We start from the raw sequence: 25,976 nt of genomic DNA, 5'->3' as shown, positions 1-25,976 counted from the left end.
TACTTTGAACTTCTTATTTTTTATAATGCTTTTTTACCATTTCAAAAAGTTGTTTTTTGTTAAAGGGTTTTTTGATTATATCGTTTAAGCCCATGGATTTGCACATTTGCCGTTCATTATCTTGGGAGCCTGCTGTACATGCAATAATAGGTTTCGAATACCCCTTATTCCGCAAAATCTGTGTGGCCTCATATCCGTTGATACCCGGCATCTGTATATCCATAAATATAAGATGGAAGTCTTCGCTTGAGGCAACGGCTATAGCTTCTTCTCCGTCATTTGCGGTACTTACAATACAGTTAGCTTTTTCCAGAATAAGCTTTAATAATTTTTGGTTTACTGCATGATCATCGACAACCAGAATCTTGCAGCCGAAAAAGTTGTTTTCATCGGCAGGATGAGGATGTTCGGATTGTTGGCTCGGGTCTCCGGATTCAACAGGCTCCAATTCCGAAATATCGTCATTTTCTGAAGAGACTGCAAATTTTCTATATAGGTCATTAATCAGGTGAAATACTATGCGTGATTTTAAGGGCTTATAAAGATAGCCGTCGAACCATTCCAAAAGTTTCATCTTGGCATCCCGTCCAAGACTGCCTTCAGGAATCATCAAAAAAAGTTTTGAGCCTGAAAGATTAGTGTCATTGTGAATTTCGGCTCCCAGCCTCCATCCGTCCATCTTAGGCATAACCATATCTATAAAAACTACATGGAACGGATTTTTATGCTCGGCGGCAGTTTTCATAACTTCTATTGCCTGCTCTCCGGAGCTTACCAAGGCTATATCTTGAAAACCGAATTTAAAAAGCATTCTCTTTAAAATCGATCTTGTTTGCATATTATCATCGACTATTAAAAATCTTGTTCGTTTATCCAACAAGGTACTTTCATGAGGAGCTTTTTTCTTTGAAGGAACTAAAGGAATCTTAAACCAAAAAACTGAACCCTTAGGAATATTATCTTTTATGCCTATTTGGCCTTTCATCATAGTTACAATATTTTTAGAAATTGCAAGGCCCAGACCTGTTCCCCCATATTTTCTGTTTGTTGCTGCATTCGCCTGATAAAATGAATTGAATATTTTTTCTTTTTGTTCATTGTTGACTCCTATTCCGGTATCTGCAACTTCAAAAAGAATGAAGAAATGTTTACCCGCATAAGGATCATCAGTATTATTTTCAAAAATCACTTTTACCGAAACCGAAACATAGCCCTTTTCGGTAAACTTAACGGCATTTTTTACAAAGTTTAAAAGAACCTGCTGCAGCCTTGCCGGATCTCCGTATATAAAGTCCGGAATCTTATCGCTTATATCTACAACAATTTCAAGTCCTTTTTTGTGGGCTTCCATCGAAATTAAATCTACAGTTTGTTCAACAGAGTCAGTCAGATTAAAAACCGTTCTCTCTATTGTCATATTTCCGCTTTCGAGTTTTGAAAAATCCAAAACATCGTTTACAAGCGTGAGCAGAACTTCGGCACTAAAGTTTACCTGACGCGTATATTCACTCTGCTCTTCATCAAGATTTGTTTCATTGATGAGCTCCATCATTCCTATGATAGTTTGAATAGGAGTTCTGATTTCATGGCTTACATTGGCCAAAAAAAAGACTTCGCATACTGTTTGCTTTTTCGGCATCTTGTCTTGCAATTATCAAAAATTGTTCTTTTAGTTTTTGTTTGGTAATGTCATCAATGGTTACAAAAAAATTTTTATCGTCATGCTGTGTAAAGCTGAATTTTAAAGTTGTCTTATCGGAAAGACTTGAGGGTTTATCAAATTTGGCTTCAAAAGCCGTTGTTTTTGGATCGCTTTTTAAAAATGCAGAAAGTCTGATATAGTCTTCTTCAGATAGAACCGTTTTTAAATAATTCTGCAATTGTACTTTTGTGTTTTTGACCAAGTAGTCAGGTAAAAGTTTTTCCGCCTCGGGACTCCAAAACAGAGGAATATAATCGGGAGAAAAAATTATATAAGCTATATTCGATTCTATTAAGTATTTTCCCAGTTTAAAATTGGAAATACTTTTATTAAAGAGATGCACCTAAAACTTCCTCCATCTTGCGCAAAACTATTTCTTTTTTGATGGGCTTTAGTATGTATCTTTTTGCACCCTTTTCCAGAGCCTTGATAACCGTATCCCTCTGTGTAACAGAAGATAAAATAACAAAGGGTGTTGTAATGCCTTTCTTTTTTGCTCCGTTTAAAACATCAATACCGCTCATTCCCGGCATAATCATATCGAGGAAGACAACATCATAAACATCATTTTTTACCTTGTTTAAAAAATCTTCTCCGTTTTCAAAAAGGTCTACCTCTGCATTTAAACCGGAAAAAATAGCTGCCATCATTTTTCTTATAACCAAATCGTCATCTACTACGGCAATGGAAAGGCTTTCTGCAGTGTCCAGCTTAAACCGTGTTACCAGGTGGCCTGCACTTTCGTTTTTTTCATTGTCGGTATTTAACATTGTTTTTGTCACAGCCATCTTGTCGGCCGTTCCCTGCAGAAGTCCTGAAAGAGCTTGTCCCAAGTTTTCTACGACCTCTATCATTTTGTAGTCCGGATTATGAGTAAAAAAATCTCTTACAAATTGATTAAGAGTTAGGACTTTTAGATTTTTATGTGAGACCACTTTTACAGCCAAGATATTGTCTATCAAGTATTCCAAATTGGCTGTATCTGCATATGTTAAGTTTAAATCCGTCAATATGATTAAAATTTTAGCTTCGGCAAGTTTATAAGCTTCTATCAATTCTATTATTCTAAATTGTAAAAGCTCAATCTTATCCCTGTTAAGACCTTGAGCCAATTCTATAAATATAACATCTTCGTTTACTCTTGTTTCGAGAATACATGGAGTTGGATCCATCGGGAATGTTGTACCTAAAATCAATCCTATAGAAGATAATAGCTCATCAACTCGTACAGGTTTGGAAAGCACTTTTTTGACCCCGTATGAGGCCAATAAGGCTATGTCTACTTTGGCGATTTTTCTTCCCAACACTATTGAAGGAATAGGCGAAAATGTAGGGGTCTTTTGTTTTTCGGCAAAAAAGTTAAATAAGGCATCTCTGCTGAAACTGTAGTCGATTATTATAAGCATGACAGGCTGCTGCTTCATAATATTCAGGGCTTCTATAACTGTTTCAGCATATATGACATAAATGCCGACTTCTTGTAATTTTTTTGTGATATAATAGCGTAAAGTAGGGGCTATCCCTATCAATAAAACTTGTTTCATGGTATTATTATATCATATTAAAATAATATTATCTAGTTGTTTAGAACTTGGTAGCCTTGTAAATTGGAGGAATGAATGAAAAAAGCGTTTTTGTTTTTAGCAAACGGATTTGAAGATGTTGAAGCCCTTACACCCATAGATTATTTAAGAAGGGCAGGGATCGATTTGATTACTGTCGGTGTTGAAGGAAAAACGGCAGTCTCATCTCATAATGTTCCTATAATCTGCGATATTGTATTGGAAGAAGCCTTACAGATGGAGAGCGGCTTGATTGCCGTCATCCTCCCAGGAGGTCTTCCTAACAGCAGTACATTGGCCGGTGCGGAGGCTGTTGAAGACCTTGCAAAAAAAGACCCTTGCAAGCGGAGGAATTGTTGCTGCTATCTGTGCGGCTCCTGCCCTAGCTCTGGGTTCTTGGGGCCTTTTAGACGGAAAAAACTATACCTGTTACCCCGGAATGGGACAGGATTTGAAGACAAAACCCAAGGCAGATGAGCGTGTTATCAGGGACGGAAACATAATCACGGCCTGTGCAGCCGGAGCTGCGGAGGAATTTGCCTTTGCAATTGTTGAAGCTATTTGCGGAAAAACCGCATTAAATAAACTTAAAACTGAGGTGGTTGCACGATAATGGGAAAACTTGCAGATTGGTTTGAAAACGAAACTTTTTGGGCTGAATACGCCCCGATTATGTTCGATACGCAGAGGTGGGCAGAAGCTCCTACCGTTGCGGAGTCTATTTTAAGGATCATCGGCGTTCCTGTGGATAATGCAGGGATTTCTATCTTAGATGCAGGCTGCGGCCCCGGAAGAATAGCCATCGAGCTTGCAATACGTAAGGCCAAGGTTACCGGTATCGACCTCATCCGCCCCTTTTTAAATGCCGCAATGGATTCCGCTCAAGATGAAGGAGTCGATATAGAGCTTATTCAGGGTGACTTGCGTAAATTTGTGCGTCCTGAAGGCTTTGATGCGGCTATCAGCATGTACACGAGTTTCGGCTATTGCAGCACAATAGAAGAAGATATGCAAATTTTAAAAAACATAGCCCAATCCATAAAACCTAACGGCTGGTTTATTCTCGAAATGACGGGAAGAGAAATAGCCGTGCGCGATTTTACCGAGGGAGAATGGTTTGAAAGGGGCGGGTTCACGGTCTTAACCGAGTACTCCGTTGAAGGTGCTTGGGAAGGTTTACGCTCCCGCTGGATTCTTTATGATGAGCAGGGCAGAAAGGCAGATCACACCTATGTTCAGCGCCTCTATTCCGCAGTGGAATTAAAAAGGCTGATGCTTGCAAGCGGCTTTTCTTCCGTAGAAATATACGGCGACTTCGATTTTTCGCCATATAACGAAAAAGCCCGCACAATGGTTTTGATAGCAAGAAAATAACTTTTTTCTTTTAAAAAAATACTTGTATATCCTGTAGATTATTGGTATACTTTAATTTTAAAGGGTAATTTTAGAAATATTAGGAGTTTTAAATGAGTGAAAATAACAGCATTGACGGCATCGTTTTATATGAAGATGCAGATCATAAATTTATATGGCTGGGCTCTGAAAGTAAACAAAGAAAGGGTGCAGTACAGACAATGCAGTATCTTATAATAGATAGGGGACGGGGCGTTCTCCTTGATCCGGGCGGAGTCCATCTTTTTTCGAGGGTTGTTACCGCAGTAAGCCGCTTTATTTCCGTGGATAAAATAGATACCATTTTCTTTTCACATCAAGACCCTGACGTTTCTTCGGGTATAGCTCTTTGGCTCGGTATTACAAAGGCTAAGATCTATATTTCTTCTCTATGGATTAGATTTATGCCTCACTTCGGCATTGTAGATATTTCGAGGATGGTTCCGATACCCGACAAGGGAATGAATATTTCTCTTCCCTCAGGATCAAACATGAAGTGTATTCCTTCACACTTTATGCACTCTCCGGGGCAGTTCGGCCTATATGACGAGCGTTCCCGAATTCTTTTTACCGGCGATATTGGAGCTGCCGTATTCGATGAGGACAACGAAACGACCTTTGTTGAAAACTTTGAAAAGCACCTGCCCTTAATCGAGCCCTTCCATGTCAGGTACATGGCTTCAAATAAGATTGTTTCCAAGTGGGCAGAAACCGTACGCCGCTTAAATCCTGTAATGATTGCTCCGCAGCATGGAGCAATCTATAAGGAAGAGCAAGTAGACAATTTTTTAAACTGGATATCTAACTTAAAATGCGGCTCGGATTATCTTGAGCAATTATTTTAACTTAGGGGCTGTTTATGATTGAAGATAAAAATGCAGTTGATAATTTTTCCGACTTAATAGATAAGATAGTTGTACACTATAATAAGGGTGCAGTTCTCGGATTTGTAACTTCCCATTCCTTTGATATTATAGATGAGGCAATGGGAAATTTGCAGGAGAAGTTTGAGACTATTTTATCTTTATTTGAAGAGATCCAAAAGGAAAGCAGTTTTTCGGCAGAAAACACGAACAAGGTAGACCTAATGCTTGCTAAGGTTGTCGAAAAGCGTGCTGAGATTCAGCAGGAAATTCACCAAAGAGTTGACGAGATTGAAACAACGGCTCAGACTGCACAAACAGCCGCATCGGCCTTTGAGGTTTTAAAGGAAAGAACAACCGAAGTGGAAGATATGCTTTCAGGCATCAAGGATGTGTCGGTAAGAACAGGTATCCTGGCCATAAATGCTTCAATCGAGGCTGCCCGTGCTGGAAGTGTAGGAAACGGTTTTAGAATCATCGCCAATGAGGTGCGCTCCCTTGCTACCCAAACGGGGGATTTTGCAAAAAAAATTGAGGTCAAGCTTGAAGAGCTGAATAAATCGGTAGAAGAAATAAATAACAGCATGACAGGCTTTATCGAGCTTTTTTCACGGTTCCAAAAGGCTTTTAAAGATGTATTGGATAACTTTGACGAAAACTCAGGCACCCTCACTTCGGCAGGTTCTTTTTTGGCGGAAATCAATGCTTCAACCCGTGAACAGGATGCCACCATAAGGGAAGGCTTTGCTTCTCTTAAAGCAATAGACGGGTTGGTTAGGGACACGGTAACGATACTCGATGTTATGCAGACAACCCACGATCATCTTGGCACCTTGCTTCAGCAAAAGGATAGGTCTTAATTTATGAAAAAAAGAACTTCATTTTTAATTTGGTTTTTTATTTTGATTATATTGGGAGGAACTGCCTTTTTTTTCGGATGGATGCAGTTTTCCGTTCCTGCCGGCTCTTACGGTGTGATGCTTTCAAAGTCGGGAGGCTATCACGATAAGCTCGTGATACCGGGCGAATTTATGTGGAGATGGGAAAGATTAGTTCCCACTAATTCGAAGATTCTTACCTTTAATTTAAGCCCTATTGAGGTTGAATATAAGAGTGATGGGCAGCTTCCTTCAGCTGATAAATTTTCGGTAGTGATGGAGCAAAAGCATGATTTTACTTGGAAATTAGGCATAAGGGTTTCGGCTTCCGTAAGGCCTGAAAGTCTTATTCCTCTTGTAAAAAATGCTTCGATAAAAACTCAAAGCGGATTGGATGACTTTGTTGAAAACAAGGTAAGGGAAGGAGCAGAAAAAGCTGCAAATCAATTTATAGAGTTTTTTTTGTCGAATCCTGCTGAGTATGAAAAGGTAAAATTCCAATACGGTGCATTTAGCGAAAAGATTCAAGCTTCTCTTAAAAAAAGACCTTGGGGGCGAAATTGAAATTATTTCCGCAGAGCTTTCTTCCGATTTTGTAATCCCGGATCTTAAGCTCTATACCGTAATAAGAGATGCCTATGCCGAGTATGAAAGGCAGCAGACCAAGGCCTTTACCGACATGATGATTCAAGAAGGTAAAAGTGCCGCCGCTTTGAAATTCAGAATGAACGATATGAAAGAGTGGGGCGAGCTTTTAAAGCAATATCCCCAGCTTATCGACTTTTTGGCTGTAGCAAGAAGCGATGCGAGCGAGACCCTCAAAGCCTTGCGGGAGCTTAAAGCCAAGATGAGCGGTGCTCAAGTCGCCGGTGATCAAGCAGGCGGTACTCAAGGCGGCGGGCAATAGTTTTTATCGATGAAAGCCGAAGAAAAAAAAATACTATACACATTTTTCCGCACAGCTTCGGAATGTCTATCGGGCTTTAAAACCGGTGAAGAGTATCCCGATTTTAGAGATGACTCTATCGATGACTCTGTTTCGGTAAATCCGGAGTCGGGCAGCCCCGCTATCGCCGATACATTTCTCTCCGATACGGACAGACCGGATGCTTTAAAAAATCCCTTGCCCGATTCAGAAAGCGGCTTTGAAAGTCTTGAAAAGGTCTATGCACAGATTGCTTCCTGTAAGGCCTGCCGTCTATGCGAGAGGAGGCATAATACTGTCGCAGGGGAGGGGCCGCGGGAGTTCTCCAATGCTGAAGGTAAGATAGATGTAATGGTCATAGGCGAGGGGCCGGGAGCTGATGAGGATGCTCAAGGCCGTCCCTTTGTCGGCAAGGCAGGGCAGCTCTTGGACAAGATGCTTGCCGCCATCGAGCTTTACCGCACCCATAATTGCTATATCACAAACGTCGTAAAATGCAGGCCGCCCAATAACCGCGATCCCTTACCCGACGAAACGGCCGCATGCAGAAATTATTTAAATGCTCAAATTGCCCTGATAAGACCCAAGGCTATTCTTGTGGTCGGACGGGTGGCTCTTCAAAACCTCTTGGAAACTCAAGAAGGTATAGGCAAGATGCACGGCAAGTTTTTTGAATACCAAAAAATTCCCCTCATGGCTACCTATCACCCAAGCGCCCTCTTGCGTGATGTCAATTTAAAACGGCCTGCATGGGAGGACTTAAAATTATTCCGTGCCCGCCTCAACGAATTGCTTGAGAAAAACTAGGCGGCACCTATGGCAAAATGGCTGACCCTCGCCTTTAACCTTCCTCTATATCAAAACTTTACCTATAAAAACATAGAAGAAACAAGCGAAAGCCTTGTTGGGAAAAGGGCCTCCGTTCAGCTCGGTTCACGAAATTTGATAGGCTTTATAATAGAAGAATCGGATGCCTTTCCTAAGGAGAGTCCTGTGGGAGAGGATAAGATAAAGCCGATTAAACGCGTTGTCGATAAGGAAAAGATTTTCGGGCAGGCAGAGATAGAACTAGCCTCGTGGATTTCGCACTTTTATATTTGCAGCTTCGGCGAAGCCCTCTCTGCAATCCTCCCCTCAGGCAAAAGGGAAGTTTCTTTTGAAAATTTAAAATGGGGCAGCAAGCTTGAAGATAAGACCTTTACCCTCTCCGATGAGCAAAAAACCGCTGTTGAAAAAATCGTAAACTCAAACAAGAAAGAATTGTTTTATTTATACGGCTTAACCGGTTCGGGGAAGACGGAAGTTTTTTTAAGGGCGGCCGAAAAGATAATAGCGGAAGGAAAGGCCGTCATCTACCTTGTTCCCGAAATAGGGCTTACCCATCAGGTTATAAGTGCTGCCGTAAAACGCTTCGGTACTCAGGCTGCAGTTTTGCACTCAGGCCTTACGGGAAGCGAAAGGCTCAACCAGTGGATGAGGATAAAGCGCGGGGAAGCTCTTATGATTGTCGGGGCGAGAAGCGCCGTCTTTGCTCCTGCCGAAAAAATAGGTCTTATAATAATCGATGAGGAGCATGATGCTTCTTATAAGTCGGGGTCGGTGCCGCGCTACCACGCCCGCCAGACGGCTATGTACTTGGCCTCCAAACACAACTGCCCCGTGGTGATGGGCTCTGCAACTCCCTCGCTTGAAGCGTGGAACATGATTCAAAACAAAAAAATTACCCTTCTTTCCCTTTCAAAAAGACTTGCAGGCGGAAGCCTCCCTCAAATCGAAATAGAAAATATTTCCGGGCTTAAGGGGGCTTTGAGCGAAAGGCTTATAAGCGAAATACGCAAAACCAAAAACGAGGGAAAACAAACCATCCTCTTTTTAAACAGGCGGGGCTTTTCCCATATTTTCAGGTGCCGATCCTGCGGCTATGAGATGCTTTGCAAAAACTGTTCCGTACCGATGACCTTTCATAAAGCCGAAAACGTAATGAAGTGCCATTATTGCGGAATGCAGGCAATGCCTCCGTCCCTTTGCCCTGAGTGTAATTCCCTCGACATAGGCTATGCAGGGGTCGGTACCGAATTTATCGAAGAAGAAGTTTCCCGGGCCTTCCCCGACTGCACGGTTGCGAGGGTGGACACGGATACGGTTTCCAAAAAAAACAGCCTTGAAAACCGTTTAAAGGATTTTAAGGAAGGAAGAATAGACATCCTCCTCGGCACGCAGATGATAGCAAAGGGCTTGAATTTTCCGAAAGTGAGACTTGTCGGAATTATCCTTGCAGACACAGGGCTTCAAATGCCCGACTTTAGAGCCGCCGAAAGGAGCTTTGCCCTCATCACTCAGGCCGCCGGAAGAGCAGGGCGTTTCAGCGAGGACGGCCTCGTTATTATTCAAACCTTAAAGCCTAATCATCCTTCGATTGTTTGTGCAAAAAACCACGAGTACGAAAAATTTTACGAGTATGAACTCGGCCAAAGAAAACTCTTGGATTTTCCGCCCTTTAAACGCCTCATCCGCTTGGTCTTTAGAAGCAAGGACTTAAAAAAAGCCGAGCTCGCCGCAGAAGGCGCCGTAAACATTCTAAAATACATTCTCTCCTCACAAAATAAAAATCCCGACAGCCTCACCCAAGACGAGGCTGAAATAATGGGCCCCTCCGAATGTGTCCTATCGATGATAGCAGGGAACCACCGCCAGCAGGTTCTGCTCCGCTCTTCAAATTTCCCCCTAATCCAAAACGCCGCCTCCCGCTTTGTAAAAGAATATAAACCGATGACAGGCATCTACATCGAGGTTGACACAGATCCATTGAATCTTATGTGAGGTTTAAGGAATTTCGGATATGCACTGTATGAGCGATGATTATCTTGTAGAAGAATTACTAAGCGAAGAATAGATTTGTTTATCGGGCGGTTATTATTGATGTTAGTGTTATGTCTTGGAACCGGCTTTCTATTCTATATTAAGGACTTCTTTGTATTCTTTCATCTTCGAAGGATGATAAGTAAAATAAGCACCATCTGTACGATTTTCTGTTACTATTTTCCTAAATTCTTCTTTAACAGAGCCGGGTTTGTTGTAAGAGGATATACCATTTTTGGTGCGCAATTCGGCAACGATTTTTGTGTATTCTGTTTCAAGTTCATAGAACAATTCCAGGTTTCTGCATATTTCTTTGCTGGTTTTTGTAATATCTCGTTCGTTTCTACTTTTTTTTGCAATATGAAGAGAAGTTGCCGAACCGATTAAAGCCGCTGCAATTGAAATAATGCCGCTGATTAAAGTGATAATTATTGATGTATCCATGTTTTTCTCCTTGTATTTTTTACCACAGCGGACGGCTGTGGGTTCATGCTCGATAGTTTTGTATAAGCAAAACTATTAAGATGAAAAATGTACAAGTATGTACATTTTTCATCGAAATGATTCTTATTTTTTCTTCCAGAATTTATCGCTATAACCGCCTTTATCGGTTTTTTCGCGTAAATACTTAGCCGCCATTGCAGGATTTTTCAATTTGTCTTCATCTATGGTGTTATGTATGTCTTTAAAACTCCAATTGTTGTACACAGCCCAGCCGGTTTTATCTGCAAAGACTGCACTTTGTAAGGCCGTACATTCTCTAAAAGCATTATTATCTATTTGGGTAAGGCTTTCAGGTAGATTTACGGTTTTTAATTTTGTACATCCGGAAAAAGCCTTTTTTCGTATTTTAGTAAGCTCTTTACAAGCAGAAAAGTCGGCTCCTTCAAGTTGTGTGCAGGATTGAAATACTCCGTCATCATTATCGTATGTCATTTCCATGGTTTTAAGTTTTGCAGGGAATACTATAGTTCCTTTCAAGCCTGTACATCCATAAAAAGCCTCAATTTTTATTTCAGTGAGGTCTGCCGGCAGATTTATGCTTTTTAAGAGCTTACATCCGGAAAAAGCTCCTTTACCTATTGTAGTAACCGTGCCAAGAATATTTACTTCAGTTAAACCGCTTGCTGCAAGAACAAGGGTTTTCCCGTCTTTTGTGTATACTACATTTCCTTCAGCTTTATATTTCTTATTGGCAGGATCTACAGTAAGATTTGTTAAGTTTTCACAGCCGTAAAAAGGATTACCATCTATTTCGGTAAGGCTTTCAGGTAGATTTACGGTTTTTAATTTTGGACATTCGGAAAAAGCCTTTTCGTATATTTTAGTAAGCTCTTTACAAGCAGAAAAGTCGGCTCCTTCAAGTTGTGTGCAGGATCCAAAAGCGCTATACCCTATTTCGGTAAGTTTTGTAGGTAAATTTATGTCGGTTAATTTATCACAACATTCAAAAGCTTTTTGAGCTATGGTAGTAAGATTTGCAGGTAACTTTATACTTGTTAAACTTTTACACCTTGCAAAAGTTCTAAGACCTATTTGGGTAAGTTTTGTGCAGTTGGAGAAATCCGCATTCGTTAAATTTGTACAACCGTCGAAAGTGCTATAACCTATTTGGGTAAGGTTTGTGCAGCCGGAGAAATCCACATCCGTTAAATTTTTACAATTTTCGAAAGTGCTATAACCTATTTGGGTAAGGTTTGTGCAGCCGGAGAAATCCACATCCGTTAAGCCTTCGCAGTATGAAAAAGCTTGTTTTTCTATTTCTGTAGTGCTATCCGGGATTATTATCTTGCCCTTAGGTCGGTTGCCTTTATAACCTTTAATCTTAGTACCTTCAATATTAAATTTAGCATAATTGGTTACGGCATATACGGTAAAGTGCTTATTTATCGGTTCCTCACCTCCAAGTTTTGTTCCGGCTTCGCCTCCGAGTCTCCATTCGTAAACCTCATAATCGCCGCCCTGCCATTCGGGTTTTAAGTTTACCTTAGCTTTTACTTGTGCTGCTATAGCATTCCATGTTTGGATTGGGCTAAGAGTTGCTTTAAAAGTATTGTCGGTTATTTCGGTTCGCTCATCGCCTTTTATGGTAACAATATATCCGTCAACCCAAGAGGCGGTGTAGGTTTCGGCAGGTGAAGAAACGGGAAAGGTTTCGGGTAAAGGAGGAGTCCATTTTTCCAAAACATTGCCGGTTTTTCCCAAGTTTTCAAGCTTTACCTTTGCCCCGTACTTGCCTGTTAGGAGTTTTGTACCGCCCTCTCCGTTTTCAAGCGGTGTATCTGAGCTTCCTCCGTTCAAATTAAGTTTAAGGGTTATAATGTTTCTGTCATATTCAATTTTTACTACGGTAGAGCTGTCGGCTTTTATCTTTTGTTGAGTAATAGCTTTTGCCGTAAAGCCTTTGTACGTTTTGGCTGCCGCAGCCGTGTCTTCGCCTGCCTTGCCGGGTTTTTCTTCGGTTTCTTTTAAGGTGTACCCGTTATCTTCGGCATTTTGCAGCCGGTGTTCTACCGTGTAAGTTATGCCTTTTATTTTTGAAAGAGCAAAGACGGTTTTGTTTCCGTTAAAGGCGTAATCGTCTTTTAAGTCCTCTCCGTCTTTATTGCCGAGCTTAAAGCCTTTTGCCTCGTAACCGTCCTTATAGCTTAGTTTTTTTACGGCTTCTGTCTTTACACTGCTCCATTTGCTACCCTTTGCAACTTCAAAAGTTTTAGGTTCTTTTACGGTTACGTTTTCATCTCCTTCTACGGTGATGGTAACCGTTTGCGGTTTAGGGGTGTCCTTAGGCTTGTGAGGACAAGCCGTAAGCAATAACGATGCGGCAAGTACCGTAACTGCCGCCCAAGCTGCAAAGAACCTTGTTCTTCGCTTTGTGTTTGCATTTTTCATGTCAAACCTCCTTAAAAATTATGTTAATTTAACCGCAAAGCCCGCAAAGCGTTGAGCTTCGCCCAACTCCGCAAAGAAATTTGAGGGAGTTGTTGCAAGATATTCGTCAGCCGGCACGGATGCCGGTGGTTTAATTCTCGCGAGTTTTTTGCGAAGCAAAAACACTCGAAGTCCAAAAAGGACTGAGGACGTATCTTTTTGAGCGGTCATTATGCTGACAGACCGTCTGTCATTACCTTGACAGAGTGTCCGTCATTACGTTGACAGACAGACCGTCATTATGCTGACGGGGTGTCCGTCATTACCGTCAGATTATTGCCTTTAAGGTTTTGTGATAGTAACCTTTCCTCAGTGTTTTCGTTGTCGTTTTACCGTTACTGTCCAGCTTCGTCCTTACCTCGAGGGTAAAGTCTCCCGGAGGGACTGCAGGGTCAAGGATGACGATGAGCCGGGCGGGTTTGTTTTCGACTACAGCGGCACAGCGGATGGCGTTTGTGCCTGTTACGGCGAATACGCCCTGTTCTTCGTCTTTGGGGTCAAACTTTAAGCGGCTTCCGATTATCTCCATTACCGAGCCTATTTTGACGGTGTCGGTTGTGCCGTTAAGTTTGTCGCAGACCGCCGTAATGTAGGGATCGGTACTTGCAGTTTCGGTTTTTTCTGCCTTTGTTTTGGTCAAGGCTTCTTTTAAGGCAAGTCCTGAGCTTATGTTTAAGTTTAGGCTGTGCCTTTTGGCGTCGAAGCTGTCGTCCGCCCCGTCAAAAACACCCGAAATGCTGAAACTCGTGTTGATGAGGGGCGTGTTTAAGGAGCCTCCTTCTTCCACGATGTAGGTACACTCTTGGGTGTAAAGCTGCATAATTGCCGCAAGGTCGGTGCGGGTTACGGTGGTGCCGCGCTTTACCATACGGTCTACAATGTCCTCAAGGGTGAATACGCGGCTGTCGGTAACCTGAGCCATGTAATCATCCGGTTTTGCCGTGAGTAGGTTCTCACGCAAACAATACTTTAGCATAGTTTCCTCCTAAAATTTTTTTATATTTAACCGCTAAGCTCGCAAAGCGTTGAGCTTACGCTCAACTTCGCAAAGAAATTTGAGGGAGTTGTTGCAAGATATTCGTCAGCCGGCACGGATGCCGGTGGTTTAATTCTTGCGAGTTTTTTGCGAAGCAAAAACACTCGCCGCTCAAAAATATACAGGACGTATCTTTTTGAGCATTCCTTTGCGTTCTTGGCGATCTTTGCGGTTTTATTAAACGGTGTAATACAAAAAAAGCCCGAGTACAGAGAGGCTTGTTTTGAACGACCTTCTGTGCTTGGGCTTGGGTTTAGTAGTTTATATTTAATTTTATTTGGGTATAGACATTTTCTTTTCGGACACGGATGTCCGTGGTTGTCGTCTTGCGATGTTTTGCCTTTAGGCAAAACTCGAAGCCCACAAATGTATACGGAGGTACATTTGTGGGCGAGGCTGCGAGGCTGCGAGGCTGCGAGGCTGCGAGGCTGCGAGGCTGCGAATTTTGCCGAATCCGGCTTTTTCTGTCAAGTGCTTTTTATTACTTTTTTTGTAAATCCGACAAGTTTTTCTGTTTCCTCTATTCAACATGGCAACAGTATACAAGATTGGAGACAAAATTGCAAGGGTTAAGTTTTTTTGGTTTTTATTGTCAACTTTGTATTTTTCTGTTATACTATATTTATGAATACACGAAAAATGCCTATCGGCGTTCAAAGTTTTGAAGTTATAAGAAAAGAAAATTTTGTCTATGTAGACAAAACGGAGCTTATTTGGAAATTAATAAATGCAAGCCGTGTCCATTTTTTAAGCCGGCCGCGACGCTTCGGGAAAAGTCTCCTTCTTTCCACATTAAAGGCCTACTTCCTCGGTCAAAAAGAGCTCTTTAAGGGCTTGGCCATCGAAAAGCTGGAAGAGAGCGAAAAGGAAAAAAGAGAAATCTGGCAGAAGTATCCCGTGTTCTACTTGGACTTTAATCTTTCAAAATACGAAACAAGGGAGGACTTGGAAGAGCTTTTAAATGTAAACCTTTCTTTATGGGAAAAAGAATATGGAACCGAAAAGGCCGAGTCCTCTTTTTCAAGCCGCTTTGCAGGCCTTATCCGCCGAGCCTATGAAAAAACAAGTAAGCAGGCCGTTGTGTTAATCGACGAGTATGATAAGCCCCTCCTTCAAACAATGTGGAAGGATGAGGCCTTAAACGAAGCCTACCGCACAATACTTAAAGGCTTTTACGGCGTTATTAAAAGTTCCGATCAATATGTCCGCTTTGCCTTTTTAACGGGAGTTACAAAGTTCAGTAAGGTCAGTATATTCAGCGATTTAAACAATTTGCGGGATTTAAGTCTCTTGTCCGATTATTCTGCAATCTGCGGCATTTCCCAAGAAGAACTTGAAGCAGGCTTCTGCCCTGAAATTGAATCCCTTGCAGAAAATAATGAGTTGAGCTATGAGGAAACTCTTACAAAATTAAAACAAAGATATGACGGCTACCTTTTTGCAAGAAAGGGAAAAGGTATGTATAATCCCTTTAGCCTTTTAAATGTTTTTGCTTCCCGCGAATTTTCAAGTTATTGGTTTGCAACGGGAACTCCGACCTTTTTGGTTGAGTACTTAAAAAAAGCCTATTACAATATTCCCGACCTTGACGGAAACGTAAAAATGAACGAGGCCGGTTTAGAAACTTATAGGGCCGAGACCTTAAATCCCTTACCCATACTCTTCCAATCGGGATATTTGACCATTAAAGACTATAATGATTTTTCTCGTCTTTACCGTTTAGGTTTTCCGAATGACGAGGTTCGCTACGGATTCTTGGATAATTTACTGCCTGCCTATACCCCTATAAGAACCGACAAAACGGGACTTTCGATTTGGGAATTCTACGAGCAAATTGAGGCGGGAGATGTAGACGGTTTTATGCAAAAGATGAAGGGGATAATTTCAGGTATTCCCTATGATAACTTAACCGAAAAAGATTTAGCCTTGCGTGAGCAAAACTATCAGACTGCCGTTTATCTTGTCTTCGCTCTTATGAACCAATTTGTGCATACTGAAGTTCATTGCTCGACAGGAAGAGCCGACTGTATTGTAGAATTAAAGGACAAGGTTTATATCTTTGAGTTTAAGCTCTCTTCAACCGGACAGGCTGAAGATTCTGCAATAAAAAATGCTGCGGCAAAAGATGCCGTCAACCAAATCAAAGAGAAAAACTATGCCGGCAAGTATTCAGGAAGCGGTAAACAGATAATAGCCGTGGGTTCAAGTTTTGATGAAGAAAAAAGAACAATCAAGGATTGGGTAATCGATCATTCGTATAACTAGTATACATTTTCCTTAAAAAGTGTTATACTCGCCCCTTATAAGGAATTTTTATGAAAGAACGATTGGATAATTTAAGGAATAGACTTGTTGAGGTCGAAAAAGAAGTTGAAGATCCCAACCTAATTAAGGATGTTGCAAAATATAAAGAAACCATGAGGGAGCATTCCTATCTTTCAAAGTTGATGGAAGAATACGATAACTATCTTTCTATCGAAAAACAGATAGACGATTCCAAGCTCCTCATTCAAGAAGAAAGCGATCCCGAACTCAAAGAGATGGCGAGGGAAGAGCTCCACTCTCTTGAAGCCGCCTTTGAAAAAAGCGAGGCCGATTTAAAAATGCTTTTAATTCCGCCCGATCCTCTGGAAGAAAAAAAATATTATCATGGAAATCAGGGGCGGTACAGGAGGTGATGAGGCCGCCCTCTTTGCGGCCGATCTTTTTAGAATGTACACCCACTATGCCGAAATGAAAAACTGGAAGTACGAGATTTTGTCCTTAAACGAAACCGAGCTCGGCGGCTACAAGGAAATTACCTTTTCCATTTCGGGAAAGTATGTTTACGGAAGCCTCCGCTACGAGTCGGGCGTTCACCGCGTTCAGCGTGTTCCCGAAACCGAGGGTTCAGGCCGCATTCACACAAGTGCCGTAACCGTTGCGGTTTTGCCCGAAGCCGAAGAAACCGAAATCGAAATCAATCAAGAAGATTTGCGTATCGACGTTATGCGTGCAGGCGGCCCGGGCGGTCAGTGCGTTAATACCACAGATTCCGCAGTCCGCATTACCCACATACCCACCGGCTTAGTGGTTATTTGTCAGGACGAAAAAAGCCAGATTAAAAATAAGGCGAAGGCCATGCGCGTTTTGCGAAGCCGTCTTTATGATTTGGAAGAAAGTAAAAAGCAGGCAGAACGGGCTCAAAACAGAAAAAGTCAGGTCGGCTCAGGTGACCGCTCCGAGCGCATCCGCACCTATAACTTTCCGCAAAACCGCGTAACCGACCACCGCATCAACCTAACCCTTTACAAATTGGATGCGGTTATGCAGGGAACTCTCGACGAGCTCATCGATGCCCTTTGTATCGCCGCCCGCGAAGAAATGATGAAGGCCGCCGATCATCACTTGGAGCATAAATAATTTTTAATGCTTTTTTTTACGGTAAGGGAAGCTCGTCTTTTTGCAGCTGATTCCTTTCTTTCGTCTCACCTTTTAACAAGAAACGGATACGGAAGGAATGCTGCCCTCTTTGATGCCGATATTTTAATAGCCCATGTCCTAAAAAAAGAACGCTCTTGGATCTTGTCTCATTCCGATTTAGATTTTTTGCCCTACAAAAAAGACTTTGAAGACCTCGTAAAAAGAAGAAGTGCAGGGCTTCCAATAGCCTATTTAATCGGAAAAAAAGATTTTTTTGCAAGGAGCTTTTACGTAAATGAAGATGTGCTAATCCCCAAGCCCGATACCGAAACCTTGGTAGAGCTTGCCCTAAACTTTGCGAAGGAAAGATTTGAAAAAAATGAATCCCTCTTTGTTTTGGATATTTGCACGGGCTCAGGCTGTATAGGAATCTCCCTTGCGGCGGAGCTTTACGAAAGTATTTTAAATAAACCGCCGGATGAAAAGGCTCTTGTCTTAAATAAACCGCAAGGGGCGCAAAGCACTCACGAAGTGCAAAACTATTTTGATGAGAATTTTTTTTTGGTGCTTGCGGATATTTCGGAAGGGGCTTTAGAGGTTTGTAAAAAGAATATGGCTTCTCTTTTGCCTGCCGCTCTTTATAAAAAAGCTCTTGCAGTAAAAGCCGACCTCCGTCTTAGCTTTCCCCCTGTTTCCGGTTCAAAACGAAGCTGTGATTTGATAACTGCCAATCCGCCCTATGTTCCGTCAAAACTTACCGAAAGCCTTTTAGAGGACGGCCGCTCGGAGCCCCGCCTTGCTCTTGACGGAGGTGAAGACGGTCTCGCCCTGATTCCGCCCCTGGCTCAAAACTCTTATTCGTTCTTAAATGTAAACGGCAAACTCTTTGTTGAAGTAGGAGAGTACCACGCCTCCCAGGCTGCCGAGATTTTTAAGAGTACCGGTTTTTCTCAAATTAAAATCCATAAAGACCTCGCAGGAAGCGACCGAGTGATAGAGTGCACAAAGTGAAAAAAGATAGTCCTCATCGGTGCTGTATTCGCAGACTGCATCGACGAGGAAACATCATATACCTGGGAAATATTTATTTTTTTGAGTGATTTCGTGTACCTCATGAACAGCCTTATTTATTTCAAGTGTTCCGGCAGACATTTCGTTCATACTGTTAGCGATACTGTCCGACATAGCCGAGAGGGTGTTCATCTCATTGGAAACCAGAGAGCTTCCTTTTAACATTTCCTGAGAAACATTTCTGATTTTATGAGTTATATCGTCAATGGTATTTATGGTAGTCAGTATTTGTTGATTCCCCTCGTTTTGTTCATCCATAGCGTTCATTATAATATGTTCTTGTTGTTTTGTTTTTTCTACAAGATCGAATATATTATCGAAATGTTTTTCTATTGTAAGAGCCGAAGCATTAACTTGCTCTATTTTTTCTTTTAAGTCTTTAAGCATTGCATTTATTTTCTTTCCTTGACCGCCGGATTGTTCGGCAAGTTTTCTGATTTCTCCTGCAACGACTGCAAATCCTTTTCCGGCTTCTCCTGCATGAGCAGCCTCGATTCCCGCATTCATTGAAAGCAGATTTGTTTGTGCAGAAATATTTTGGATGATTGCACTTGTTTCCAAAAGAATATCGGAACTTGAATCTACAGCCTTGCTAAGCTCTACAGTTTCGGTAATTAGTGCCTTGCCGTTTTCCGTTGCAAGTTTAAGCTCTTCAAGAGTTTTAAGGTTCTCTTCGACTATACCGGATACCTTTTTTATATTTTCAACCATTTGCTTAATTGATTCGGCTGAAACATCTACCGTAGAAGTTTGAATATCTATCGAGTTATCAAGATTTTCAATCGTTCTCATCATTGATTGTAGTGAAGAACCTATCTCTATAACGCTTCCTGTATGCGTCATCATCTGCTTTTTTATGTGTGAGATATTTTCACTTATTTGGTATATTGCACTCGCAGTTTCATTCATGTTTACAGCCAATTCGTTTCCTACTTCCTGCATATTTTCCGTATCACATGTAACCGATTTTACGGAATTTGCAATTTTTTCTATTGTTAAATTAAAGTAATGAGACAGGGATGTTATTTCGTCATTTCCTTTGATTGGAAGACTTGCCGTTAGGTCTCCGTCACCTTCAGAAATATTTTTGAGTATCCTCGCAGTGTTTTTAATCGGCCGATTTATAAATTTATTTATAAATATAACAAGCATTATAATAAATACAATCAGGATGATTATAGAAATAAGCAGAGTTCTTATAAAAAATGTTTTTGTCGCAGTGATAATATTTTCTATACTGTAAGCAAATTTAATATATCCTATCAGATTACCTGAAAAATCCTTAAGGCCGTAATAAGCCGTTGCATCATTGTTTGATGTTTTTATAAAAAAATCATTTTTGAGTTTTGCGATAATTTCTTCAGGATTTTCCGTTATATCTTTTTCAAAATTTGAACCCATTATCTTATAATCGCCTTTCAATGTTTTTGCATAAACACTTATGTTCAATCCGTTCCTTGAAACCTTATCGGAACAAGTCTCTGCAAACTTTTTAATGAATTCTTGATTGACGGCTCCTCCGTATTCTACCGTACCTAAATGTTTACCTGCTTCATTTGCTAACGGAAAAATTACGCGGAAGCCTAGATCGCTTACTCCGGTTTCCAGTCCCGATATTATTTTTTTCTCCGCATTTGCCTGCACTACGGTTTTTCGAAAAGAAGAAATATCGTCGCCGAATTTTTCAGGTTTTTGAAGTCTTAAGAAGGAAACACTTTCAGGTGTATGGAAGTGAAGCTGTTTTGCATTATACTTTTCTTTTAATTTTTTATAGATTGGATCCATAATTTTTAAAAGAGCTTCACGGTCTCTTTTTTCGAAGGCTTCAAGGACTGATTTGTTTGTTGATACTCCGTCAAGCACGGCATTTCCTGTAAGGGCATAACTGTTTATTGCATCCTTAAACGCCAAGTATTTAATGTCGGCAATTGATTCAATTTGAGTTTTGGAAAATCTTTCTAAGCTTCGCCAATCCTTGTAGGTTAAGGCCGTGTACTGTAACAAAAGTAATGCAAAAACACTTATCAATAACTTCATTTTGATTGAAAATTTCCGTTTTTCCGAATAGGGGGTGTTTTTATTTATTCTTTCCCTTGAATCATTATTTTTCATTTTATTCTCCTTCATATAAACCCTTTTGAGGGGCTATATTTATAAAATATTATATTTAAGGCTCAAAGGCAGGCAGTACTTAATCTGTAAAATGTACAATTTATCCGAAGGTTACCGTATTTTACGATAAATATAGAAAAAAATATCTATTCCTTTTTATCGATATTTTGTCTTATGTGCTTAGAACATTCCCTCCTCTTGCCTTTTTACCGATAATTTATTATCCTTAAATATAAAGATTATATCTATATTAATACTAAATTTTTTAATACCCCTTTGAGCTCTTTGCGTGCTCTGCGGTTTATTTTGGAGGTTGTTATGGCACAGTACAAGTTTGAAACTGAAGTGAACCAGCTTTTGTCGCTCATCATTCATTCGCTTTATTCAAACAAGGAAATCTTTTTGAGGGAGCTTGTCTCCAACTCTTCGGATGCGTTGGATAAGTTAAAGTATTTGACCCTTTCCGATGAGGCTTATAAGCAGATTAAATTCGAGCCCAGAATCGATATCTGTTTTGACGATACGGCTAATACGCTCACTTTGCGGGATACCGGCTTGGGTATGAACGAGGAAGATCTAAAAAATAATTTGGGAACGATTGCAAGGTCCGGAACAAAGGCTTTTTTAGATCAGCTTGCCGCAGCCGATAAAAAAGATTCCAACCTTATCGGTCAGTTCGGTGTAGGTTTTTATTCGGCCTTTATGGCTGCCTCTACTATCGACGTTATTTCCAAAAAGGCCGGAGAAAACGATGTTTGGAAATGGACTTCGGACGGAAAGGGATCCTACGACTTGGAAAAGGTTGACGATACTGCCTTCCCCATAATAGACGATGTGCCCGAAGGAGCAAACGGAACCTGCGTTATCCTTCACCTAAACAATGAGGACTCGGAGTATGCTACCCGATGGCGTATTGAAGAAATAATTAAAACCTATTCCGATCACATTGCCTTCCCAATCTATCTTCATTTTACTGAAAAACAATATGACGATAAGGGAAAGGTAAAATCCGAAGCCTTTAAAACGGAGCAGATAAACGATGCGGGAGCCCTTTGGCAAAAACCTAAGTCGGAATTAAAAGAAGAGGATTATTTTAACTTTTATAAATCCCTTTCGCACGACTCCCAAGAGCCCCTCCTCTATGTTCACACAAAGGCGGAAGGAACTCAAGAATATACAACCCTCTTTTATATTCCGTCGAAGGCTCCTTTTGATATGTTCCATGCGGACTATAAGCCGGGAGTTAAGCTCTTTGTAAAGAGGGTCTTTATTACCGATGACGAAAAAGAACTTCTCCCAACATACCTCCGCTTTGTACGCGGTGTTATCGACAGCGAGGACTTGCCCTTAAATGTAAGCCGCGAAATCTTACAGCAAAACAGAATTCTTTCAAGCATTAAAAATGCTTCGGTAAAAAAAACTTTTAGGAGAATTTAAAAAGCTCGCCGAAAACGACAAGGAAAAATACAATAAATTCATAGCCGAATTTAACCGTCCTTTGAAGGAAGGCTTGTACGGCGACTATGAGCACAGGGAAGAACTCGCCGACCTCGTCCGCTTTAAAACAACTTCTCCCGATGTAAAAGAAGATGAGTGGACAAGTTTTGCCGATTATGTTTCGAGAATGAAGGCCGATCAAAAGGCTATCTACTATATTACCGGCGAAGATGAAAAGACCTTGCGCCAATCTCCTCATCTTGAAGTTTACAAACAAAAAGGATTTGAAGTTTTAATCATGCCCGATGAGGTTGACGATATAATTATTCCTTCATTGGGAAAATACAAGGAATGGGAATTGAAGGCTGCAAACAGAGCCGGTTCCGATAAGGAGCTTAGCACCGAAGAAGAAACCAAAGAAGCAGAAAAAAAAGAAAAAGACTTTAAGCCCGTTCTCGAAAAGATTAAGGAAGTCTTGGGCGACAAGGTAAAAGAGGTTCGCTTTTCAAAACGCCTTTCCGATTCTCCTTCATGTATAGTTGTGGATGAAAGCGATCCCAGCCTCCAGATGGAAAGAATGATGAGGGCTATGGGACAGTTTAACACAAGCGCCGTTAAGCCGATATTGGAGGTAAATGCGGATCATCCCTTGGTTCAAAAATTAAAGGATTCGGAGGACAAGGAATTTGTAGATGATATGTCCAACCTGCTTTTGGAACAAGCCCTCTTAGTCGAAAGCGGAGAGCTAAAAGCCCCGGTCGACTTTGTAAAGAGGCTTAACAGGCTGATGACAAACTTAAAATAGATTTTGAAATGACTTAAGGCCTTGTAATGGATTCTTCGGTTCATCGTCTTTGCAAGGCCTTAGCTTTAATTTTATTTCTTTAGGGAGAATATATGTATTTAGACAGAGCGGCTGCGATGGAGCTGGTAGACGGCGATATGGAAATATACATGAGTTTACTTGAAACATTTGTTGAAGCCTATGAAAAAGATGAAGCAGAGATAGAGCGGTTAAAAACTCTTTTTGACTCGAATGCTGAGGCCGTTTTAAGTGATGATACTTTGCGTGAAAATGTACGGAAAACGGCTCATAAGATGAAGGGCAGCTCTTATACGGTCGGAGCAAACATCCTAGGTGATTCTGCAAAAAACATAGAAAAATTTTTGGTTGAACCTTCAAACATCAAAACACCCGCAAATGTCGAATTGCTCAACGGCTTTCTTGCGAAGTTTAAAGAAAAATATGTTAACACCTTAAAAGAAATGAAAAAGGTTATTGGGTAAATAGTTGAGAGCCCGCATTTAATCAATTTACATCATTGTTTGATAAAATTACAGTTTTTCTATTTCGGATTCGGAAAGACCTGTTATCTTCTTAATTAAAGATATATCCAGTTTTTCCATTTTCATAAGTCTAGCTGTTTCGCGTTTAGTGTTATAAGTCCCTTCCGAAAACCCCTTATCTCTGGCATCCATCTCAAATGTTGACATCAATCTATACTCTTGTCTGGCTTGTTCGTTATTTTTAATTGTTTGTATCATTTCTTCTATCCTCCTTGTAAATTCACTTTTTGCCTTACCTGTTTTAATATATTCTAAAAAATCCTTTAATTCTTCGTCCTGAGTGCCGTCAAAGGCCTCCGCATTTATTATAATCTTTGAAAGGGGAAGGTACAACCCCCCGTTCAGAGCGGTGGTTTTTCCCTTCCCCTTTGACCCCATCCCTTTTCCGCGCACTGCTTAGGGGCTAGGCCCCTAAGAACCCCGCATTGTTACAAATTTTTTAGTTGAGATGTAAACATAATTTTTGGAATGGAGGACTGGGGGATCAAATTTAGAACAGTTTTAAAAATTCAGCCACGGATGCCGGTGGTTCCCTGCTTGGAGAGTTTTGCTGCAAGCAAAACTCTTAGATTAAAAATGTACAGGATGTACATTTTTTACCGCTTCCAATACTTCTTCTGCCTGTTTTAAAGAAATCTTTACGGCTTCTGAAAGAGCTTGTGCTGTTACCGTTTTTAATGTTTCCATATTGCCGAAAGCTTTTAACAAAGCATGGGCTCTTTTTTTTCCGATGTTGGGGAGATTTTCAAATTCGGTTTTAAGTTTGTTTGCTCTGCGGAGCTTATTGTTTCTCGTGTTCGAAAAGCGGTGGGCCTCATCCCGGATTCTTTGGAGAAGGCGGAGGGCATCGCTTCTTCTCGGGAGGATTAGGGGCTCTGAATTATGCGGAAAGTAAACTTCTTCGTTTTTTTCGGCGAGGCCGACAACCGGAATATTAAGGTCCAGGGCTTTTATTATTTTGCTTGCAGCATTTACCTGTCCCAAGCCTCCGTCTATCAGGATTAGGTCGGGAAGGTCGGCTCCCTCGTTTACAAGGCGGGTGTATCGGCGGGCTATTACCTCCCTCATCGAAGCATAGTCATCGATTACGCCGTCGGTGTTTTTCAGCCTGAATATCCTGTAATTCTTTTTATCGGGATTTCCTTCTTTAAAAGAAATAAGAGCAGCAATCGTAAAGGTTCCGCCGAGGTGGGCAATGTCGAATCCCTCGATACGCTGGGGAAGGCAGGGGAGGTTAAGCCTTTTTTGTAAGTCCTCAACTGCCGCAAAATCTCCTTGTTCTCTTAGACGGCGCAGGGCATCTTCTTTTGCATTAAAGCGTGCCATCTTCAAGGCGGCCTTGTGGTGTTTAATCTCAGCCTGAGAAAGATCGGGCGGCTCTTTGGCTGTGTATTCGCTTGTTTTGTCTGCCGCTTCTTCGATTTCCTCTAAGGGAATAATGCTTATCCTTGTCTTTGCGTGCAGCTCCTCGTTAAGCCATTTTTCGATGAGGGCGTTTCCGTCGGCGGCTTGAGGAATAAAGATTTTAGGCGGAACCTCGTTTGCCGAAACGTAATAAGCCGATACAAACTCGGATAGTATTTCGCCTTCTTCTTTTAAGCTGTGCGAGCGGTAAAGATCCCGCCCGACGAGGCGGCCGTTTCTCATCTTTAAAACCGCTATGCTGATCATGGTTCCTTCAAAGGCCCAGGCAATATAATCGCGGCTTTCAGGGTCCATGTCCTGAACTATGTTTTGACCTCGGAGAGCATAGACTGCCTGTATTCCGTCACGGAGGCGGGCTGCCTTTTCAAACTCTTTTTTTTCTGCGGCCTCTTTCATTTTTTCTTTTAAGGCTAAAACCACGGTTTCTACATCTCCGTCTAAAAGGAGGCATATTTCTTCTATTTCTTTTCCGTATTCTTCTGCGCTTATCTTTCCGCAGCATGGAGCCTTGCATCTTCCGATATGAAAATAAAGGCAGGGCGTATCCCGCTTTTTTAACCGCTTGCATTGACGCAAGGTGTAATTATGCTTTATCAGGGTCAAGAACATATCTACTGCCGAAACATTGGGGAAGGGCCCGAAATATTTTGAGCCGTCATTTTTAATGTTCCGCGTGCGGTAAAGCTTCGGGAATTCTTCATTGGTTAATTTTAAGACGGGATAGGTTTTTCCGTCTTTAAGATTTATATTGTACCTCGGCTTGTGTTTTTTGATGAGGGTGTTTTCCAAGAGGAGGGCCTCATACTCGTTTTCGGTTTGAATGTACTCGATTGAATCGGCTCGCGAAACGAGGATGCGGGTTTTAATATCTCTGTTCGATGTAAAATAAGAACTCAGGCGGTTTTTAAGCGATTTTGCCTTTCCGACATAGATGACCGTCCCGGCCTTATCCTTCCAAAGATAAACCCCGCTCGTTTTCGGAGCCGAGAGAGCAACCGTATGAAGTTTTTCGCGAATCGTAATTTCCGTCATTA

22 protein-coding genes and 2 pseudogenes are annotated in these 25,976 nt (G+C 41.3%); 15 read left to right on the top strand and 9 right to left on the bottom strand.

Going from position 1 to position 25,976, the window contains the following annotated elements; translation table 11 throughout:
* Positions 1-13: 13 nt before the first annotated feature.
* Genes E4O00_RS09750 through E4O00_RS09740 form a run of 3 tightly spaced genes read right to left on the bottom strand, consistent with a single transcriptional unit; the run spans position 14 to position 3,246 of the window.
* Positions 14-1,639: a response regulator gene (locus E4O00_RS09750; RefSeq protein WP_253677180.1), complete on the bottom strand. Its 1,626-nt coding sequence runs from the start codon at positions 1,637-1,639 to the stop codon at positions 14-16.
* Positions 1,584-2,045, bottom strand: coding sequence for a hypothetical protein (locus tag E4O00_RS09745; RefSeq protein ID WP_253677179.1), 462 nt, complete (start codon positions 2,043-2,045; stop codon positions 1,584-1,586). The genes E4O00_RS09750 and E4O00_RS09745 overlap by 56 nt, the downstream gene beginning before the upstream one ends.
* On the bottom strand, positions 2,032-3,246 hold the full coding sequence (locus tag E4O00_RS09740) for a response regulator (RefSeq protein ID WP_253677178.1): 1,215 nt from the start codon (positions 3,244-3,246) through the stop codon (positions 2,032-2,034). The genes E4O00_RS09745 and E4O00_RS09740 overlap by 14 nt, the downstream gene beginning before the upstream one ends.
* 75 nt (positions 3,247-3,321) lie before the next feature.
* Between E4O00_RS09740 and E4O00_RS09735 the strand changes: the two genes are divergently transcribed.
* From E4O00_RS09735 to priA, 9 genes are all read left to right on the top strand, one after another.
* Complete coding sequence (locus E4O00_RS09735; protein WP_253677177.1) at positions 3,322-3,741, top strand: DJ-1/PfpI family protein; 420 nt, start codon at positions 3,322-3,324, stop codon at positions 3,739-3,741.
* Complete coding sequence (locus tag E4O00_RS09730; RefSeq protein ID WP_253679717.1) at positions 3,629-3,877, top strand: DJ-1/PfpI family protein; 249 nt, start codon at positions 3,629-3,631, stop codon at positions 3,875-3,877. Before E4O00_RS09735 ends, E4O00_RS09730 begins: the two co-directional genes overlap by 113 nt.
* Positions 3,877-4,638 carry a class I SAM-dependent methyltransferase gene (locus E4O00_RS09725; RefSeq protein ID WP_253677176.1) on the top strand — a complete coding sequence of 254 codons (762 nt, stop codon included), beginning with the start codon at positions 3,877-3,879 and terminating at the stop codon, positions 4,636-4,638. Before E4O00_RS09730 ends, E4O00_RS09725 begins: the two co-directional genes overlap by 1 nt.
* Positions 4,639-4,730: 92 nt before the next feature.
* Positions 4,731-5,501 (top strand): oxygen-binding di-iron domain-containing protein, encoded by a 771-nt coding sequence (locus E4O00_RS09720; protein ID WP_253677175.1) that lies wholly within the window; start codon positions 4,731-4,733, stop codon positions 5,499-5,501.
* Between the two features lie 14 nt (positions 5,502-5,515).
* Positions 5,516-6,379 carry a methyl-accepting chemotaxis protein gene (locus E4O00_RS09715; RefSeq protein WP_253677174.1) on the top strand — a complete coding sequence of 288 codons (864 nt, stop codon included), beginning with the start codon at positions 5,516-5,518 and terminating at the stop codon, positions 6,377-6,379.
* Positions 6,380-6,382: 3 nt separating this feature from the next.
* Complete coding sequence (locus E4O00_RS09710; RefSeq protein WP_253677173.1) at positions 6,383-6,961, top strand: hypothetical protein; 579 nt, start codon at positions 6,383-6,385, stop codon at positions 6,959-6,961.
* On the top strand, positions 6,903-7,304 hold the full coding sequence (locus E4O00_RS09705; protein ID WP_253677172.1) for a hypothetical protein: 402 nt from the start codon (positions 6,903-6,905) through the stop codon (positions 7,302-7,304). The genes E4O00_RS09710 and E4O00_RS09705 overlap by 59 nt, the downstream gene beginning before the upstream one ends.
* A gap of 9 nt (positions 7,305-7,313) precedes the next feature.
* Positions 7,314-8,129 carry a uracil-DNA glycosylase gene (locus E4O00_RS09700; protein ID WP_253677171.1) on the top strand — a complete coding sequence of 272 codons (816 nt, stop codon included), beginning with the start codon at positions 7,314-7,316 and terminating at the stop codon, positions 8,127-8,129.
* A gap of 9 nt (positions 8,130-8,138) precedes the next feature.
* Positions 8,139-10,142 carry a replication restart helicase PriA gene (priA, locus tag E4O00_RS09695; protein ID WP_253677170.1) on the top strand — a complete coding sequence of 668 codons (2,004 nt, stop codon included), beginning with the start codon at positions 8,139-8,141 and terminating at the stop codon, positions 10,140-10,142.
* Positions 10,143-10,271: 129 nt separating this feature from the next.
* On the opposite strand, the gene E4O00_RS09690 is transcribed toward priA, so the two are convergent.
* The 3 genes from E4O00_RS09690 to E4O00_RS09680 all read right to left on the bottom strand — a co-directional run bounded on the left by E4O00_RS09690 (position 10,272) and on the right by E4O00_RS09680 (position 14,088).
* Positions 10,272-10,625, bottom strand: a complete 354-nt coding sequence (locus tag E4O00_RS09690; RefSeq protein WP_253677169.1) for a hypothetical protein — start codon at positions 10,623-10,625, stop codon at positions 10,272-10,274.
* Positions 10,626-10,748: 123 nt separating this feature from the next.
* Entirely contained in the window at positions 10,749-13,073 is a 2,325-nt protein-coding gene (locus E4O00_RS09685; RefSeq protein WP_253677168.1) for a leucine-rich repeat domain-containing protein, read from the bottom strand.
* 307 nt (positions 13,074-13,380) lie between these two features.
* Positions 13,381-14,088: a DNA-binding domain-containing protein gene (locus E4O00_RS09680; protein WP_253677167.1), complete on the bottom strand. Its 708-nt coding sequence runs from the start codon at positions 14,086-14,088 to the stop codon at positions 13,381-13,383.
* 426 nt (positions 14,089-14,514) lie between these two features.
* Between E4O00_RS09680 and E4O00_RS09675 the strand changes: the two genes are divergently transcribed.
* The 4 genes and pseudogenes from E4O00_RS09675 (at position 14,515) to prmC (ending at position 18,561) form a co-directional block, all read left to right on the top strand.
* Positions 14,515-14,721 (top strand): hypothetical protein, encoded by a 207-nt coding sequence (locus E4O00_RS09675; RefSeq protein ID WP_253677166.1) that lies wholly within the window; start codon positions 14,515-14,517, stop codon positions 14,719-14,721.
* A gap of 51 nt (positions 14,722-14,772) precedes the next feature.
* Complete coding sequence (locus E4O00_RS09670) at positions 14,773-16,413, top strand: ATP-binding protein (RefSeq protein WP_253677165.1); 1,641 nt, start codon at positions 14,773-14,775, stop codon at positions 16,411-16,413.
* 50 nt (positions 16,414-16,463) lie between these two features.
* Positions 16,464-17,550 (top strand): annotated as a pseudogene (gene prfA, locus E4O00_RS09665) (peptide chain release factor 1).
* A gap of 6 nt (positions 17,551-17,556) precedes the next feature.
* A complete protein-coding gene (gene prmC, locus E4O00_RS09660; protein WP_253677164.1) occupies positions 17,557-18,561 on the top strand; it encodes a peptide chain release factor N(5)-glutamine methyltransferase in 1,005 nt (334 codons plus the stop codon).
* Between the two features lie 54 nt (positions 18,562-18,615).
* Here prmC and E4O00_RS09655 read toward each other — a convergent pair whose 3' ends face one another.
* Entirely contained in the window at positions 18,616-20,733 is a 2,118-nt protein-coding gene (locus E4O00_RS09655; protein ID WP_253677163.1) for a methyl-accepting chemotaxis protein, read from the bottom strand.
* Between the two features lie 318 nt (positions 20,734-21,051).
* Here E4O00_RS09655 and htpG point away from each other — a divergent pair.
* A pseudogene (htpG, locus tag E4O00_RS09650) lies at positions 21,052-22,975 on the top strand (molecular chaperone HtpG).
* 92 nt (positions 22,976-23,067) lie between these two features.
* A complete protein-coding gene (locus E4O00_RS09645) occupies positions 23,068-23,457 on the top strand; it encodes an Hpt domain-containing protein (protein ID WP_253677162.1) in 390 nt (129 codons plus the stop codon).
* A gap of 48 nt (positions 23,458-23,505) precedes the next feature.
* Here the strand turns inward: E4O00_RS09645 and E4O00_RS09640 are convergent, their stop codons facing one another.
* Both E4O00_RS09640 and uvrC read right to left on the bottom strand, forming a co-directional pair.
* The gene (locus E4O00_RS09640; RefSeq protein ID WP_253677161.1) at positions 23,506-23,895 is read right to left on the bottom strand and encodes a hypothetical protein; all 390 of its coding nucleotides are present in this window, start codon (positions 23,893-23,895) and stop codon (positions 23,506-23,508) included.
* Positions 23,896-24,087: 192 nt separating this feature from the next.
* On the bottom strand, positions 24,088-25,974 hold the full coding sequence (uvrC, locus tag E4O00_RS09635) for an excinuclease ABC subunit UvrC (RefSeq protein WP_253677160.1): 1,887 nt from the start codon (positions 25,972-25,974) through the stop codon (positions 24,088-24,090).
* Positions 25,975-25,976 lie beyond the last annotated feature (2 nt).

Source organism: Treponema sp. OMZ 788, assembly GCF_024181245.1.
Lineage (GTDB): Bacteria > Spirochaetota > Spirochaetia > Treponematales > Treponemataceae > Treponema_B.
Note: the sequence above shows the minus strand (reverse complement) of the source record. Positions and strands in the feature narration are given on the sequence as shown.

Excerpts from the sequence above, each read along its gene's own strand:
- E4O00_RS09645 (WP_253677162.1), top strand. The coding sequence starts at position 23,068 with ATGTATTTAGACAGAGCGGCTGCGATGGAGCTGGTAGACGGCGATATG.
- E4O00_RS09750 (WP_253677180.1), bottom strand. The coding sequence starts at position 1,639 with ATGCCGAAAAAGCAAACAGTATGCGAAGTCTTTTTTTTGGCCAATGTA.
- E4O00_RS09690 (WP_253677169.1), bottom strand. The coding sequence starts at position 10,625 with ATGGATACATCAATAATTATCACTTTAATCAGCGGCATTATTTCAATT.
- E4O00_RS09640 (WP_253677161.1), bottom strand. The coding sequence starts at position 23,895 with ATGGGGTCAAAGGGGAAGGGAAAAACCACCGCTCTGAACGGGGGGTTG.
- priA (WP_253677170.1), top strand. The coding sequence starts at position 8,139 with ATGGCAAAATGGCTGACCCTCGCCTTTAACCTTCCTCTATATCAAAAC.
- E4O00_RS09680 (WP_253677167.1), bottom strand. The coding sequence starts at position 14,088 with ATGCTAAAGTATTGTTTGCGTGAGAACCTACTCACGGCAAAACCGGAT.
- E4O00_RS09670 (WP_253677165.1), top strand. The coding sequence starts at position 14,773 with ATGAATACACGAAAAATGCCTATCGGCGTTCAAAGTTTTGAAGTTATA.
- E4O00_RS09710 (WP_253677173.1), top strand. The coding sequence starts at position 6,383 with ATGAAAAAAAGAACTTCATTTTTAATTTGGTTTTTTATTTTGATTATA.
- E4O00_RS09685 (WP_253677168.1), bottom strand. The coding sequence starts at position 13,073 with ATGAAAAATGCAAACACAAAGCGAAGAACAAGGTTCTTTGCAGCTTGG.
- E4O00_RS09720 (WP_253677175.1), top strand. The coding sequence starts at position 4,731 with ATGAGTGAAAATAACAGCATTGACGGCATCGTTTTATATGAAGATGCA.
- E4O00_RS09675 (WP_253677166.1), top strand. The coding sequence starts at position 14,515 with ATGTATACGGAGGTACATTTGTGGGCGAGGCTGCGAGGCTGCGAGGCT.
- E4O00_RS09740 (WP_253677178.1), bottom strand. The coding sequence starts at position 3,246 with ATGAAACAAGTTTTATTGATAGGGATAGCCCCTACTTTACGCTATTAT.
- prmC (WP_253677164.1), top strand. The coding sequence starts at position 17,557 with ATGCTTTTTTTTACGGTAAGGGAAGCTCGTCTTTTTGCAGCTGATTCC.
- E4O00_RS09735 (WP_253677177.1), top strand. The coding sequence starts at position 3,322 with ATGAAAAAAGCGTTTTTGTTTTTAGCAAACGGATTTGAAGATGTTGAA.
- E4O00_RS09725 (WP_253677176.1), top strand. The coding sequence starts at position 3,877 with ATGGGAAAACTTGCAGATTGGTTTGAAAACGAAACTTTTTGGGCTGAA.
- E4O00_RS09655 (WP_253677163.1), bottom strand. The coding sequence starts at position 20,733 with ATGAAAAATAATGATTCAAGGGAAAGAATAAATAAAAACACCCCCTAT.
- uvrC (WP_253677160.1), bottom strand. The coding sequence starts at position 25,974 with ATGACGGAAATTACGATTCGCGAAAAACTTCATACGGTTGCTCTCTCG.
- E4O00_RS09700 (WP_253677171.1), top strand. The coding sequence starts at position 7,314 with ATGAAAGCCGAAGAAAAAAAAATACTATACACATTTTTCCGCACAGCT.
- E4O00_RS09715 (WP_253677174.1), top strand. The coding sequence starts at position 5,516 with ATGATTGAAGATAAAAATGCAGTTGATAATTTTTCCGACTTAATAGAT.